The 15,470-nt window shown below is 59.5% G+C and carries 12 protein-coding genes; 3 read left to right on the top strand and 9 right to left on the bottom strand.

The genetic code is table 11. The features are described from left to right. The first annotated feature begins 50 nt into the window (after positions 1 to 50). From J7E36_RS05760 to J7E36_RS05750, 3 genes are all read left to right on the top strand, one after another. Positions 51 to 1,130 carry an RHS repeat-associated core domain-containing protein gene (locus tag J7E36_RS05760; RefSeq protein WP_215000764.1) on the top strand — a complete coding sequence of 360 codons (1,080 nt, stop codon included), beginning with the start codon at positions 51 to 53 and terminating at the stop codon, positions 1,128 to 1,130. A gap of 322 nt (positions 1,131 to 1,452) precedes the next feature. After that, on the top strand, positions 1,453 to 1,701 hold the full coding sequence (locus J7E36_RS05755; RefSeq protein WP_215000761.1) for a hypothetical protein: 249 nt from the start codon (positions 1,453 to 1,455) through the stop codon (positions 1,699 to 1,701). A gap of 260 nt (positions 1,702 to 1,961) precedes the next feature. Beyond that, a complete protein-coding gene (locus tag J7E36_RS05750) occupies positions 1,962 to 2,429 on the top strand; it encodes a hypothetical protein (RefSeq protein ID WP_215000758.1) in 468 nt (155 codons plus the stop codon). A 96-nt stretch (positions 2,430 to 2,525) separates the two neighbouring features. Here J7E36_RS05750 and J7E36_RS05745 read toward each other — a convergent pair whose 3' ends face one another. The 9 genes from J7E36_RS05745 to J7E36_RS05705 form a co-directional block, all read right to left on the bottom strand. Continuing rightward, on the bottom strand, positions 2,526 to 3,506 hold the full coding sequence (locus J7E36_RS05745; RefSeq protein WP_215000755.1) for a peptide ABC transporter ATP-binding protein: 981 nt from the start codon (positions 3,504 to 3,506) through the stop codon (positions 2,526 to 2,528). Then, complete coding sequence (locus tag J7E36_RS05740) at positions 3,506 to 4,474, bottom strand: ABC transporter ATP-binding protein (RefSeq protein ID WP_215000752.1); 969 nt, start codon at positions 4,472 to 4,474, stop codon at positions 3,506 to 3,508. Before J7E36_RS05740 ends, J7E36_RS05745 begins: the two co-directional genes overlap by 1 nt. 10 nt (positions 4,475 to 4,484) lie before the next feature. Further along, the gene (locus J7E36_RS05735; RefSeq protein WP_215000749.1) at positions 4,485 to 5,396 is read right to left on the bottom strand and encodes an ABC transporter permease subunit; all 912 of its coding nucleotides are present in this window, start codon (positions 5,394 to 5,396) and stop codon (positions 4,485 to 4,487) included. 10 nt (positions 5,397 to 5,406) lie between these two features. After that, entirely contained in the window at positions 5,407 to 6,417 is a 1,011-nt protein-coding gene (locus tag J7E36_RS05730; protein WP_215000746.1) for an ABC transporter permease subunit, read from the bottom strand. 75 nt (positions 6,418 to 6,492) lie between these two features. Further along, positions 6,493 to 8,088 carry an ABC transporter substrate-binding protein gene (locus tag J7E36_RS05725; RefSeq protein WP_215000743.1) on the bottom strand — a complete coding sequence of 532 codons (1,596 nt, stop codon included), beginning with the start codon at positions 8,086 to 8,088 and terminating at the stop codon, positions 6,493 to 6,495. A 74-nt stretch (positions 8,089 to 8,162) separates the two neighbouring features. Then, positions 8,163 to 9,584 (bottom strand): OprD family porin, encoded by a 1,422-nt coding sequence (locus tag J7E36_RS05720; RefSeq protein ID WP_215000740.1) that lies wholly within the window; start codon positions 9,582 to 9,584, stop codon positions 8,163 to 8,165. A gap of 169 nt (positions 9,585 to 9,753) precedes the next feature. Further along, complete coding sequence (locus J7E36_RS05715; protein ID WP_215000737.1) at positions 9,754 to 11,340, bottom strand: ABC transporter substrate-binding protein; 1,587 nt, start codon at positions 11,338 to 11,340, stop codon at positions 9,754 to 9,756. A 309-nt stretch (positions 11,341 to 11,649) separates the two neighbouring features. Beyond that, positions 11,650 to 13,275 (bottom strand): ABC transporter substrate-binding protein, encoded by a 1,626-nt coding sequence (locus tag J7E36_RS05710; protein ID WP_215000734.1) that lies wholly within the window; start codon positions 13,273 to 13,275, stop codon positions 11,650 to 11,652. 255 nt (positions 13,276 to 13,530) lie between these two features. Then, the gene (locus tag J7E36_RS05705; RefSeq protein ID WP_215000732.1) at positions 13,531 to 15,132 is read right to left on the bottom strand and encodes an ABC transporter substrate-binding protein; all 1,602 of its coding nucleotides are present in this window, start codon (positions 15,130 to 15,132) and stop codon (positions 13,531 to 13,533) included. Positions 15,133 to 15,470: the final 338 nt, after the last annotated feature.

The following is a 15,470-nucleotide window of genomic DNA, read 5'->3' as shown; positions in this document are numbered from 1 at the left end:
AGCCAACTAAGCTATATATCCCGGCACGTCTCCATGTTGCGGTGATCGCCATGTCTTCAAAAGAAGAACGTGTTCAGGTTATCTATAGCTATGACCCGCTTGATCGGCATACACACACCAAAAATTCGGACGATACGCGCGTCCAGATATTTTACCGCGGCGACCGTGTCGCTACTGAACTAGCGGGCGATACCGAACGTACGGTATTTGAAGCCGAAAGCGCTGTCCTCGCCCAACAGACCACGAACGAGGGCGCCCAGGAAACCCTGTTGATCGCCCATGATGACAAACGCTCGCCCCTTCTCAACCTAAGGGCGAACGAGGCAGCGCCTGAAACGACGGCGTACACCCCGTTCGGCCACAGCCCTGTCGAAAAATCCACGCAGCGGGTATTGGGTTTTAATGGAGAGCGTCCCGATAGAAACAGCGGTTTCTATTTGTTGGGCAATGGTTACCGTGCTTTTAATACGGTGCTGATGCGCTTTAATAGCCCGGACAACCGAAGCCCGTTTGGCGACGGGGGTATTAATGCCTATGCGTATTGTGCGGGCGACCCGGTTAACAGGACGGATCCGTCTGGGCATTCCTGGATGTCGCTCTTCAAGGGTATAGCTAATCTTGCTGGACGGAAGAGTCCGGTGATGCAGAACGTTGGTCAATATGCCCGAGTGAAGTCCTCCACGACCCAGTTCAAAATTTATGCAAGGACATCTGTCAACGATACCTTTGAACGTGCGGGCCGCTTCCCCCGAGGAAACGGGTTTACGCAAGAAAAAATCGTTGAACTGGCCAAAAAACATAACGCAAATATGATCGCCAGGGACCAAAAAATTTTGGCAAAACAGGCGGCCAAACAACGAGAGTTAGACGCCGCTGCTGCAAGAAAAACAGCAGTAGACAACCTGATGAACTCTGATCCGCGAGTTGAAAGGCTTCGGGGGGCTTTAGAATTAGCTGAGGGAGATCTTGCCCGCGCCGAACGGGCGTTTGAACGACGTGGAGGTAGGGTTAATCACAACAATAAGTGGATTGACCCAGAAAATGCCTTTCAAAGGAAGATAGGTATAACAACTGAGCTGAACCGTATAAGAGAAAGCTATAAGCGCGAGGTGCGGCAAGGGGAATTCTGAAATGGACTTCCCGAGTGTGCAAACTCTCCGGACACCAGGCAGCGGGTTTATTTGTTGTCACTCGATGCACCGGCCGCGTAAATCCCTGTGGGAGCGAGCCTGCTCGCGATAGCGGTGGGGCAGTCACTCTCTCTGTTGGATGTGCCGCCGTCATCGCGAGCAGGCTCGCTCCCACAGGGGCGGTGCATAACATTGGAAATAACCCTTATTCAAAACCAATCTGTCGACCATGGCATTTCTATGGGGTTTGTAGCGTCCTATCTGAGAACCGGCGCTGTTGGAAGGCCCGTCCGTGTTTCACTCAGAAAGAAGGAAATCGGCAATGAACAAGCTGCTACGCATGATGTTTTTGCTAAAGGTCTTGGTGATGTTATCCCTCGGTTCGTCAGCGGCTTGGGCAGAGTGCACCGAGCATGAACAACACGCGTCGAGCGGGCAGGTGGTGCAGGGCGCGATGATGTTGGCCGCGACTGAAGAGCCGGGCGACCAGGACGATGACGATTCGACGATCGACCATCCGGACACCGACGACGGGGATGAGGGCGACGAAGAAGGCGATAGCCAGACGTAGCCTTTACCGCTCAGAAAAAATTGTGGCGAGGGAGCTTGCTCCCGCCGGACTGCATAGCAGTTCCCAAAAAGGGGCCGCTTCGCAACCCAGCGGGAGCAAGCTCCCTCGCCACGTTTTTAGTGCAGTGACATGCTTCTGCCGTTGTCGAGCAGCCAGCGACGGTGACCTGTCAGGCCTGACAGTAGACGATCGCGGCACCCGCTTTTATAAGTCAAAGAGAGAGTCGTCTACTGGCTGATCATCCGAGGCGGGAGAGCAAAATGAAAACCATCGATCCATCTGTCAAGGCGACAGGCTATCTGCAGGGCTGGGTGGGAGACGTCGCATTTGATTCGACAATGCTGACGTTGATGGCTGACGCGGACAGTGAGGATTTTGTGATTCAGGCCGGCTGGGTGGCGCTCGATGGTCTTGAAAGGCACCTGACCTTTTACCTTCCTGAGCGTGATCAGGTGCAGAAAGTCTATCGGTTTCCTTCAGTGGAAGGTGCTGGGGCCTATTACGAGATCGCTGGCGAGCGGACCATGGATTGGCAGGGCGGAACCATTACCCAGGAGCAAGTGGACTTCAGTTCCCCTGACCTCCAGCAATGGTACGCGGCGATCCAGTTCAGCTTTGAAGTCAGCGTCGATGGGGCAACTATCTGGATAAAAGGCGAAGGCAGGCTCACCGGTGCCTCGCCTTGGGGCCGGGGCATGCGCAGGCAATTTCCCTTCCGCAAAGATTAGTAGGTTTTGATTATTCCCACGTTGAGCGCGGGAACAATCAAACAAAGAAAAGCTCGTGGCGAGGGAGCAAGCTCCGTCGCCACGGTTTAGCGGGTATTACGCCGCGCCGTCGAGGAACTGCTCGGCGTAGTGGCACGCCACCAGCCGATTATCCAGTGGACGCAAGGCTGGCTCTTCGGTCTTGCAACGCTCGGTCGCGTACGGGCAGCGTTTGTGGAAGGCGCAGCCGGACGGTGGGTTGAGCGGGTTGGGCAGTTCGCCGACGATCTTGATCTTCGGCTTGTTCGGGTCCGGGTGGATGGTCGGCGTGGCGGACAGCAGCGCCTGGGTGTACGGGTGCAGCGGGCGGCTGTAGATGTTCTCGTTGGGGCCCATTTCCACCGGGCGGCCGAGGTACATCACCATCACGTCATCGGCGACGTGTTGCACCACCGCCAGGTTGTGGGAGATGAACACGTAGGCGGTGTTGAATTCCTGCTGCAGGTCCATGAACAGGTTCAGCACCTGGGCCTGGATCGACACGTCCAGAGCCGACGTCGGTTCGTCCGCCACCAGCACCTTGGGTTGCAACATCATGGCGCGCGCCAGGGCGATGCGCTGGCGCTGGCCGCCAGAGAACATATGCGGGTAGCGCTGGTAATGCTCGGGGCGCAAACCCACCTGCTTCATCATTGCCTGGACTTTTTCCCGCCGCTCGGTCGCCGACAGGTTGGTGTTGATGAGCAGCGGCTCGGCCAATTGGTCGCCGACTTTCTGTCGTGGGTTCAGCGACGCGTAGGGGCTCTGGAAGACCATCTGCACGTCTTTGCGCAGTTGCTTGCGTTCGGCCTTGTTGGCACCGGCCACTTCCTGCCCGGCGATTTTCAGGGAGCCGGAGGACGGCTCCTCGATCAGCGTCAGGGCCCGGGCGAGGGTGGATTTGCCGCAACCGGATTCGCCCACCACGGCCAGGGTCTTGCCGGCCTCGAGCTCGAACGACACACCGTTGAGGGCGCGTACGGTCGCATTGCCCTTGAACATGCCACGGGACACTTCGTAATGACGGGTCAGGTCACGGGCGGTAAGTACGACGGCCATCACGCCACCTCCTGGTTCAGCGGGTAGAAGCAGCGGGCGAGGCTGGCGGTTTTCGGGTCAAGGGCAGGGCGTTGTTGACGGCAGTTGTCCCGCACGTACGGACAGCGCGGCGACAGCAGGCAGCCTTGCGGTCGGTCGTAGCGACCGGGAACGATGCCCGGCAGCGTCGCCAGGCGCTCGGCGCCCATGCTGTGCTCGGGAATTGCCGCCAGCAGCGCTTCGCTGTACGGGTGGGCCGGGATGTCGAACAGCTGCGGAACCTGGCCCACTTCCACGGCTTGGCCGGCGTACATCACGCAGACGCGCTGGGCGGTTTCGGCCACCACGGCGAGGTCGTGGGTGATCAGCACCAGGCCCATGTCCTGCTCTTTTTGCAGGGCCAGCAGCAGGTCCATGATCTGCGCCTGGATGGTCACGTCCAGGGCGGTGGTCGGTTCGTCGGCGATCAGCAGCTTCGGCTCGCCGGCAATCGCCATGGCAATCGCCACGCGCTGGCTCATGCCGCCGGACAATTGATGCGGGTAGGCGTCCATGCGGCTGGCGGCGCCCGGGATCTCGACTTTCTCCAGCAGTTCGATGGCGCGCTTGCGAGCGGCCTTGCCGGACATCTTCAGGTGCAGGCGCAGCACTTCTTCGATCTGGAAGCCTACGGTGTAGCTGGGGTTCAGGGCGGTCATCGGGTCCTGGAAGACCATCGCCAGGTCTTTGCCGACGATCTGCCGACGCTGGCGGTTGCTCAGCTTGAGCATGTTCTTGCCGTCGAAGTTCAGCGCATCGGCGGTGACGATGCCGGGGTGCTCGATCAGGCCCATCAGCGCCATCATGGTCACGGATTTACCCGAGCCCGATTCGCCGACGATCGCCAGTACTTCGCCTTTTTCCACGCTCAGGTCCAGGCCGTCGACCACCGGCACGGCGGTGGCGTCGCCAAAGCGGACGTTGAGATTCTTGATTTCTAACAGTGACATGGGAATCTCCTCAGGCGGCATTCTTGAGTTTCGGGTCCAGCGCATCGCGCAGCCCGTCGCCCATCAGGTTGATTGCCAGCACGCTGAGCAAAATGGTCAAGCCAGGCAGGCTCACGACCCACCAGGCACGTTCGATGTAGTCGCGGGCCGAGGCGAGCATGGTGCCCCACTCCGGGGTAGGCGGCTGGACGCCGAGGCCGAGGAAGCCCAGGGCGGCGGCATCGAGGATCGCCGAGGAAAAGCTCAGGGTCGCCTGGACGATCAGCGGCGCCATGCAGTTGGGCAGCACGGTGATGAACATCAGGCGCGGCAGGCCGGCACCGGCCAGGCGGGCAGCGGTCACGTAGTCGCGGTTCAGTTCACCCATGACCGCGGCGCGGGTCAGGCGCACGTAGGACGGCAGCGACACGATGGCGATGGCGATCACGGTGTTGATCAGGCCTGGGCCGAGGATGGCGACGATTGCCACGGCCAGCAGCAGCGAGGGCAGGGCCAGCATGATGTCCATCAGGCGCATGATGGTCGGGCCGAGGATGCGCGGGAAGAACCCGGCGAACAGCCCCAGCAGGATGCCCGGGATCAGCGACATCACCACCGACGACAAGCCGATCAGCAGCGACAGGCGCGACCCCTGGATCAGGCGCGACAGCAGGTCGCGGCCCAGTTCATCGGTGCCGAGCAGAAATTGCATCTGTCCGCCTTCCAGCCAGGCCGGCGGCGTCAGCAGGAAGTCGCGGTACTGTTCGCTCGGGTCGTGGGGGGCCACCCAGGGTGCGAAAATCGCGCAGAACACCACCAGGATCATGAACAGCAACCCGGCCACGGCGCCCTTGTTGCGGGAAAACGCCTGCCAGAATTCTTTGTACGGGGACGGGTAGAGCAGGCTTTGATCGACTGCTACCGCGGTAGTTGGAGTACTCATGGTTTTGATCTCAGCGCTGGTGACGGATGCGTGGGTTGGCAAAGCCGTAGAGGATGTCCACGACGAAGTTGACCAGAATCACCAGGCAGGCGATTAACAGGATGCCGTTCTGCACTACAGGATAGTCCCGGGCGCCGATGGCTTCGATCAGCCACTTGCCGATGCCCGGCCAGGAGAAGATCGTTTCGGTCAGGACCGCACCGGCCAGCAGCGTGCCGACTTGCAGGCCGACCACGGTCAGCACCGGAATCAGCGCGTTGCGCAGGCCATGCACGAACACCACCCGCGAAGGCGACAGGCCCTTGGCCTTGGCGGTGCGGATGTAGTCTTCGCGCAGCACTTCGAGCATCGAGGAGCGGGTCATGCGCGCGATCACCGCCAGCGGAATGGTGCCCAGCACGATGGCCGGGAGGATCAGGTGGTGCAGGGCATCGAGGAACGCGCCCGGCTCATCGGCCAGCAGCGTGTCGATCAGCATGAAGCCGGTTCGTGGCTCGATGTCGTAGAGCAAATCGATGCGCCCCGACACCGGGGTCCAGCCCAGGGACACCGAAAAGAACATGATCAGGATCAGGCCCCACCAGAAGATCGGCATCGAATAACCCGCCAGGGAGATGCCCATCACCCCATGGTCGAACAGGGATCCTCGCTTGAGTGCCGCGATCACCCCGGCCAGCAGGCCCAGGATACCGGCGAACAACAGGGCGGCCATGGACAGTTCCAGGGTCGCGGGAAACAGGGAGCTGAATTCGGTCCATACGCTTTCACGGGTACGCAGCGATTCGCCGAGGTCGCCGTGGGCCAGTTTGCCGATGTAGTCCAGGTATTGGGCATACAGCGGTTTATTCAGGCCAAGGCGTTCCATTGCCTGAGCATGCATTTCGGGATCGACCCGACGTTCGCCCATCATCACTTCCACGGGGTCGCCGGGGATCATGCGAATCAACGCGAAGGTCAGCAAGGTGATGCCGAAGAACGTAGGGATCAATAATCCCAGTCGGCGGGCAATAAAACTAAACATCTTCAGGTGTACCTCATCAGCCGGTTAGGCATGTCCGACAGCCCTTGGGTCAAGGGATGCCGGACGCTTTCTTATCTACTTCACCTGGGTAGTGGCAAAGTTGTTGGTGGTGAGCGGGCTAATCTCATAGCCCTCTACGTTCTTGCGCATTGCCGTGAACATGCGGGTGTGGGCCATGCTGATCCATGGCAGGTCCTGGTTGAAAATCACCTGTGCCTGTTCATAGAGCTTGATGCGCTCCTCGGGGTTCACTGTGGCGCGGGCCTGGTCGATCAGCGCCTGGAATTTCTCGTTGCACCAGCGCGCGTAGTTTTCGCCGTTCTTGGCCGCTTCGCAACTGAGCATAGGCGTCAGGAAGTTGTCCGGGTCGCCGTTATCGCCCGCCCATCCGGCGGAGACCATGTCGTGCTCGCCGTTTTTGGCGCGCTTGAGCATCTCGCCCCATTCCATCACGCGGATGTCGACCTTGATCCCGACCTTCGCCAGGTCCGCCTGCATCATCTGCGCGCCGAGCATCGGGTTGGGGTTGGTCGGGCCGCCGCCGTTGCGGGTGAACAGGGTGAACACGGTGCCTTCCGGTACGCCGGCGTCCTTGAGCAACTGGCGGGCCTTGTCCAGGTCCCGGGGTGGGTTCTTCAAGTCGTGGTTGAAGCCCAGCAGTGTCGGCGGGTACGGGTTGACCGCCACGGTGGCATTACCCTTGCCGAACAGTGCATTGACGTAGGCTTCCTTGTCGAAGGCCAGGTCGATGGCCTGGCGCACGCGCACGTCGCTCATGTATTTGTGGCTGGTGTTCATGGCGACGTAGGACACGGTCATCGCATCCAGTTCGGCGACCTTCAGATTCGGGTCTTTCTTGACGTTCGGGATGTCGTCCGGTTTCGGATACAGCGCGATCTGGCATTCATTGGCCTTGAGCTTCTGCATGCGCACGTTGTTGTCGGTGGCGATGGCCAGGATCAGCGAATCGGCCGGTGGCTTGCCACGGAAGTAATCCGGGTTGGCCTTGAAGCGGACCTGGGCGTCCTTGTTGTAGCGCTGGAAGACGAACGGCCCGGTGCCGACCGGCTTGCTGTTGAGGTCGCCGGCCTTGTTCGCCTTGAGCAATTGGTCGGCGTATTCGGCCGGGTAGATCGAGGAGAAGGCCATGGCGATGTCGGCCAGGAACGGCGCTTCGCGGCGGGTCAATGTGAACTTGACCGTGTGCTCGTCGACTTTCTCGACACTTTTGAGCAGCTCTTTGAAGCCCATGCTTTCAAAGTAGGGGAAGCCCACGCTCGACAGCTTGTGCCACGGGTGATTCGGGTCCAGCTGACGCTGGAAGCTCCAGACCACATCGTCGGCGTTCATGTCGCGGGTCGGCTTGAAGTAGTCGGTGGTGTGGAACTTGACGCCTTTGCGCAGGTGGAACGTGTAGCTCAGGCCGTCGTCGCTGATGTCCCAGGATTCGGCCAGGGCCGGAATCACTTCGGTGGTACCGGGCTTGAAGTCGGCCAGGCGGTTGAAAATGGTTTCTGCCACGGCGTCGGCAGTGACTGCAGTCGTGTACTGGACCATGTCGAAGCCTTCCGGGCTGGCTTCTGTACAAACCACCAGGGGTTTGGCGCTGGCGCCAACGGCGACACTCAGCAACGCAGCGGCGATGGCTACGCGTAGGGGGATCATGTTCATCGTCAATCCTCTGCAATCGGTTAATGGCAAAAACCGAACGGCCGACCTTGTGGGTCAGCCGTTCGGTGCAGCGTTTAGAGAATGTTGAACGGGATGGTGGTGACCAGGCGGAACTCGTTGATGTTACCGTCGGCCTGGTGTTCGCTGGCGCGGTGGGTGGTGTAGGTAGCGCGAATCGCGGTGGCCTTGAGCGGGCCGCTCTGTACGGCATAAGATGCGCCGACGCCGTATTCGTAATGGCTTTCACCGTCCATCAGGCTAAGGTTACCGCGCGGATCGTCTACGTTGGTGTAGGCCGTACCCTTGTAATGAGTACCGTCGATACCCCAACCGCGAGCTTGGTAAATATTGAACTTCAGACCTGGTACGCCGTATTCGGCCATGTTGATGCCGTAGGCGATCTGGAACGACTTCTCATTCGGGCTGTTGAAGTCCGACAGCAGCGAGTTGGCCAGGTAGATGCCGTTGGTTTCATGCAGATAGTCGAAGTACTCGTCACCGTTCACTTCCTGATAGGAGAACGTCAGGCTGTGGGCTTGGTGTGTCAGCCCGAACGACAGGGAATAGGTATCGTTATCGATGTCCCCCATCAGCTTTTTGCCTTCATCGACGGTCTTGTAGTAATTCAGGCTCGTGGTCAGGCTGACTACTTGGCTATCACCCAATTCATGGGTGGCGCCGAAGTAGTACTGGTTCCAGAAGTCTTCGACATTGGCGCCGTACAGGCTGGTTTTCAGGCTCTTGAACGGCTGGTAGTTCACACCCGCCAGGTAGACTTTGTCAGTTTCCACGCCGGTAGCGGAATACTCGGTGCGGAATTTTGACAGGCTCTGCTCGGTACGTGGCGAAACGCGGTCGAAGCCGGCTACGTCGAACGACAGATTGTTGAATTCTTCGCTGTGCAGGCTGATGCCTTCAAAGCTGGAAGGCAATGGACGGTTACCGATTACGTCGACAATCGGGGTACTGTAGTTCTGACGTCCGGCGGTCAACGTGGTGTTCGAGACACGGAACTTGACGTTGGCCAAGCCCAGTTTGCTCCATTGGTCCACGGCGTCGCCGTTGGAGTCTGCCAAGGTACGGTTCGAACCACCGGCAATATCCTTGCGATCACGGTCCAACACGATGGCGTTGTAGGCGGCTACCTCTGTACTGACCCCGACGGTGCCCTGGGTGAAGCCGGAGGTGTAGTTGACGATGGTGCCCTGCACCCAGTTGATCCGCCGGGAAATCGGCGTTCGGGGCACGGAAGGATCGTTCTTCACGCTGTTTGGCTTGTAGCTGAACCGGTCGTTCCGGCGACGCAGCTCGTTGGCGTACCAGTTGCGGGTCGTGCCCCCCAGGCTCTGCCCGTCGATGAAACCTTTAGCTTCGCTTTGTGCGCTGCTGTCAGCCAAAGTGGTAGGGACGAACGTCTGACTTGCAGGTTCGGCATAAGCCGTCGCGGTAACGCTGCTGATGGCCAGGGCCAGTAACGCGGTGCTGCTCAGTTTCATGGGTGAAGCTCCTTTTTCTTTCTTTATTTATGCCGGTCTTTTTCGGTGATACGGCTATTGGTTTACAGCTCTTTCATGCGTCGCAAACGTTTGCATGGCGTCGAATCGACGAATTCAGGCAAGACGACTGCGTGAGGCCCTGGAGGGGCCCCGCTGCATGGCTAATCGGTTATGGGGTCAGGCTGACGCCCGAGAACACGTTGCGACCGAAGGGGCTGACCTTGAACCCTTCGACTTTGGCACTCAGCGGCTGGTTGACCGTCGAGTGGGCAACGGGGGTGATCGGCACTTGCTGCTTGAGCAACTGCTGGGCCTGTTTGTAGAGCGCGGTGCGCTGGTCGCGGTCGGTGACGACCTTGGCCTGCTTGATCAGCTTGTCGTAATCCTGGTCGCACCACATGGAGTAGTTGTTGCCGCCAATGGCGTCGCAGCTGTACAGCGTGCCCAGCCAGTTGTCCGGGTCACCGTTGTCGCCGGTCCAGCCGATCAGGCTGATGTCGTGCTCACCGTTCTTGGTGCGCTTGATGTACTCGCCCCATTCGTAGCTGACGATCTTGACCTTCAGGCCGATTTTCGCCCAGTCGGCCTGGAGCATCTCGGCCATCAGCTTGGCGTTGGGGTTGTACGGGCGCTGCACGGGCATGGCCCAGAGAGTGATTTCGGTGCCTTCCTTGACCCCGGCGGCCTTGAGCAATTCCTTGGCTTTTTCCGGGTTGTAGGCGGCGTCCTTGATCGTGTCGTCGTAGGACCACTGGGTCGGCGGCATGGCGTTGACCGCCAGTTGCCCCGCGCCCTGGTACACGGCATTGAGGATGCCTTGCTTGTTCACCGCCATGTCCAGCGCACGGCGCACCTCGACCTGGTCGAACGGCTTGTGACGGGTGTTGTAGGCGATGTAGCCGAGGTTGAAGCCGGGCTTCTCGATCAGTTTCAGCTTGGGGTCGTTCTTCAAGGCCGGCACGTCGGCGGGGCGCGGATGCAGGGTGACCTGGCATTCGTTGGCCTTGAGCTTCTGCACCCGAACCGACGCATCGGTGTTGATGGAGAAAATCAGGTTCTTCAGCTTGACCCGCTCCGGCGCCCAGTACTGGCTGTTGGCAACGTAGCGGATGTTGGAATCTTTCTGGTAGCTCTTGAACTCGAACGGCCCGGTGCCGATCGGTTTCTGGTTGATGTCGCTCGGCTTGCCGCTCTTGAGCAGTTGGTCGGCGTATTCGGCCGACAGGATCGCGGCAAAGCTCATGGCGATGTTCTGGATGAACGCGGCGTCCACGCTGTTGAGGGTCATCACCACCGTCAACGGCCCGGTTTTCTCGACCTTGGCGATGTTCTTGTTCAGGCTCATGCCGTTGAAGTACGGGAACTCGGTGGGGTAGGCCTTGCGGAACGGGTGCTGCGGATCAAGCATGCGGTTGAAGGTGAACAACACGTCGTCGGCGTTGAAGTCCCGGGTCGGTGTGAAGTAGCCGGTGGTATGAAATTTCACGCCTTCGCGCAGGTGAAAGGTGTACTTCAGACCGTCTTCGGAAATATCCCAGTGGGTTGCAAGACCGGGTACGACATTGGTCGCGCCTTTTTCAAACTCGGCCAGACGGTTGTACAGCGGCTCGGCGGCATCGTTGTCGGTGGCCGTGGTGTATTGCGCGGTGTCAAAACCGGCCGGGCTGCCTTCGGAACAGAACACCAGGCTGCCGTCGGCGGCGTGGGCCACCGATGTTGCAGCCAGCAATGCGGATAAAACCAGGGTATGGCGCATAACGCTCCCTCTCTCGTTCGGGGTGTTTTAACAGTGAACCGGTGTCCTTCCGGGGACAGTCCGGAGCACTGAGCTCATTCCATTGCGATGCAATCAATGCCGCAGGCCCAGCAAGTTGACCAGGCCCCGACGGTAGGAGCCGTGGGCCAGTCAGTAAATGCGTAATGCCTGAAAGACTTGTGGGAAAAGGCGATACGTCCTAAACCAACTGCTGTGGTACGCAGTGTTTTTGGATGTAGGCGATTTCCTGGGTCTCGGTCCCGGCAGATAAAGCAACGGCGCCGTCAGGGACGCCGCCGTTGCCAATCTTTACTTGCTGACGCTGACGCCGTAGAAGGAGTTCAAGCCAAATGGGCTGATCTTGAAGTCCTGCACGTTGGCGCGCATGGGTTGATACACCGTCGAGTGAGCGATAGGTGTCATTGGCACAGCATCCTTGAGGACGTGTTGCGCCTGTTTGTACAGTTCGGTGCGCTTGGCCTGGTCGCTGGTGCGCTTGGCGTCCTTGACCAGTCCGTCGAATTTCTTGTCGCACCATTTGGAGAAGTTGTTGCCACTCAGGGAGTCGCAACCGAACAGTACGTTGAGCCAGTTGTCCGGGTCACCGTTGTCACCGCTCCAGCCGATGATCATCGCCTGGTTCTCGCCGCCTTTGGAGCGCTTGATGTACTCGCCCCATTCGTAGCTGACGATGTTGACGTTCAGGCCGATTTTCTTCCAGTCGGACTGCAGCATCTCAGCCATCAGCTTGGCGTTCGGGTTGTACGGACGCTGGACCGGCATCGCCCACAGGGTGATGTTGGTGCCTTCCTTGACGCCGGCTTCCTTGAGCAGCTCCTTGGCTTTCTCAGGGTCGTACTTGGCGTCCTTGATGGTGGTGTCGTAGGACCACTGGGTCGGCGGCATGGCGTTGACCGCCAGCTGGCCGGCGCCCTGGTAGACCGAGTCGATGATCTGCGGCTTGTTGACCGCCATGTCCAGCGCCTGGCGGACCTTCAGGTTGGCGAGCACGTTCGGCTCGTTGCTGCCCTTGATCTTGTCCATCACGTTGTAGGCGATGTAGCCGAGGTTGAAGCCGGCCTGGTCAGGCATCTTCAGCGCCTTGTCGTCCTTCAGCGCCTTGAGGTCGGCGGGGCGTGGGAAGAGGGTGACCTGGCACTCGTTTTTCTTCAGCTTCTGGATCCGCACCGACGGGTCGGTGGTGATGGCGAAGATCAGGTTGTCGATCTTCACGTCTTCCGGCTTCCAGTAGTCCTTGTTCCCGGTGTAGCGGATGTTGGAGTCTTTCTGGTAGCTCTTGAACACGAACGGGCCAGTGCCGACAGGCTTCTGGTTGATGTCCGAAGCCTTGCCTTCCTTGAGCAGCTGGGCCGCGTACTCGGCGGACTGGATCGAGGCGAAGCTCATGGCCATGTTCTGGATGAACGCGGCGTCGACATCCTTGAGGGTGAACTTGACGGTGTGGTCGTCGACTTTATCGATCTGGGTGATGTTGGTGTCCATCCCCATGTCGGTGAAGTACGGGAATTCGGTCGGGTACGCCTTACGGAACGGGTCGTCCTTGTTGATCATCCGGTTAAAGGTGAACAGCACGTCGTCGGCGTTGAATTCGCGGCTCGGCTTGAAGTAGGAGGTGGTGTGGAACTTGACGCCTTCACGCAGGTGGAAGGTGTAGGTCAGGCCGTCTTCGGAAATGTCCCATTTGGTCGCCAGGCCAGGAATCACAGCGGTGCCGCCGCGTTCGAACTGGGTCAGGCGGTTGAACATGGTTTCTGCAGAGGCGTCGAAGTCGGTTCCGGTGGTGTACTGACCAGGGTCAAAACCGGCTGGGCTCCCTTCGGAGCAGAACACCAGGTTAGTCGCGGCTTGAGCGAAAGGTGCGCTGGCGAGTAAGCCTGCACTGACTAAAAACGGAATGACCGCTTGTTTAAGCATGTTGGCCTCATGATTTGTTGTCATTTTTGGATTTGAGGGCGACCTCGTGAGTCGTCCTGCGGATACTTATGCAGGCCCCATACCCAATGCAAGATCCAGAGCGGTCGCAGGTCTGAAACAGTGGCACGAACGTACCTTAATGTCGCATTCGTATAACTTCTGACGCAGTTGACCGTTTGCGAGCGTTTTTTTGGCGCCAATTGCGCCCCTTGCCGGTGCGCCACGCGGTCGTGGCGCACCGGTTTGGCGCGGGTGTTACTTCGTCAAACCCACGCCGTAGAAGGGTGTAAGCCCAAATGGGCTGAGTTTGAAGTCGACCACTTTCCTGTTTATCGGCTGAAAGACCGTCGAGTTGGCGATCGGTGTAATCGGCACCTGTTGCTTGAGAATCTTCTGTGCCTGGCGGTACAGGTCGATCCGTTGCTGGCGGTCGGTCGAGGCCTTGGCCTGCTGGATCAGGCGGTCATAGGCCGGGTCGCACCACTTGGCGTAGTTGCTGCCCTTGACCGCCGCGCAGCTGTACAACACGCCCAACCAGTTGTCGGGGTCGCCGTTGTCGCCGGTCCAGCCGTAGATCATTGCGTCATGTTCGCCGTTTTTCGCACGCTTGATGTACTCGCCCCATTCATAGCTGACGATATTGGCCTTGATCCCGATTTTGGCCCAATCCTGCTGGATCATCTGCGCCGACATTCGCGCGTTGGGGTTGGAGGCGCGCTGCACCGTCATCGCCCATAAATTGATGGTAGTACCCGGCGCAACCCCGGCTTCCTTGAGCAGCGCCTTGGCCTTGGTCACGTCATGGGGGGCGTCCTGGATGCTCGGGTCGAACGACCATTGCGCCGGCGGCAAGGCGTTCTGCGCCAGTTGCCCGGCGCTCTGGTACACGGCTTTGATGATCGCCGGCTTGTCGATGGCCATGTCCAGCGCCTGACGAACCTTGAGCTGGTCCAGGGGCGGGTGCGTCACGTTGTAGGCCAGGAAACCCAGGTTGAAACCGGGCTGCTTGAGCACCTGCAGGTTCGGATCCTGCTCCATCACCTCGATGTCGGCCGGGCGCGGATAGCCGCTGACCTGGCATTCATTTCTCTTGAGCTTTTGCAGGCGCACGGCAGCGTCGGGGGTGATGGAGAAGATCAGGTTGTCGAGCTTCACGTCCTCGGGTTTCCAGTACGCGGTGTTGGCGGCGTAACGAATCTGCGAGTCCTTCTGGTAGCGCTTGAACACGAACGGCCCGGTGCCGACGGGCTTCTGGTTGAGGTCGCCGGCCTTGCCTTCCTTGAGCAACTGGGCCGCGTATTCGGCGGACTGCACCGACGCAAAACTCATCGCCAGGTTCTGCACGAAGGCCGCATCAACGTTGTTCAGGTTGAAACGCACGGTGTGGTCGTCGAGTTTTTCGACGCTCTTGATCGTGGTGTTCAGGCCCATGTCGGTGAAGTACGGCGACTCGGTGGGGTAGGCCTGGCGGAACGGGTGTTGCGGGTCGAGCAGGCGCTGGAAGGTGAACAACACGTCGTCGGCGTTGAAGTCGCGGCTGGGCGTGAAGTAGTCGGTGGTGTGGAATTTCACGCCGTCGCGCAGGTGAAAGGTGTAGGCCAGGCCGTCGGCGGAGACGTCCCAGCTTTGCGCCAGCCCGGGCTCGACCTCGGTGCCGCCGCGCTTGAATTGGGTGAGGCGGTTGAAGACGGTTTCAGCCGAAGCATCGAAGTCGGTGCCACTGGTGTATTGGCTGGGGTCGAAGCCGGCGGGGCTGGCCTCGGAGCAGTAGACCAGGGTGGTGGCGGCCTGGGCCAATGGGGCGCTGCTGATCAGGGCCAGGGTGAGCAGGAGGGGTTTGAAGGTGGTCCGGTCCATGAGATCCCTTGGGGCGTGGTGATGGTTTTCCTGGAGATTAGCGGGTGGGGCGCCGGCATAGGAAATATCTAAAAGTGCGGATGACCCCTGGGTTTGGGTATACCGATTTCCATCATTATTTAATTGACGCCGGAATAATGGCTATCTAGTATCGCGCCACTATTTTGATACTGCTCTCGGAGCGGGGGATGACGTACATCTCACCCGCCCTGGGGACAAGGTCGTGTCTGGCTTGTTGCCGACTGACCTTGGCATGGATGACCTCTTTAATTGCGCTGCACGAGACCCGATCATGGACGACCGCCAATTCGCCTTTATGGCCCGCCAGCCTTCTGCTG

Source organism: Pseudomonas fluorescens (assembly GCF_018614775.1).
Classification (GTDB): Bacteria; Pseudomonadota; Gammaproteobacteria; order Pseudomonadales; family Pseudomonadaceae; genus Aquipseudomonas; species Aquipseudomonas fluorescens_BY.
Note: the sequence above shows the minus strand (reverse complement) of the source record. Positions and strands in the feature narration are given on the sequence as shown.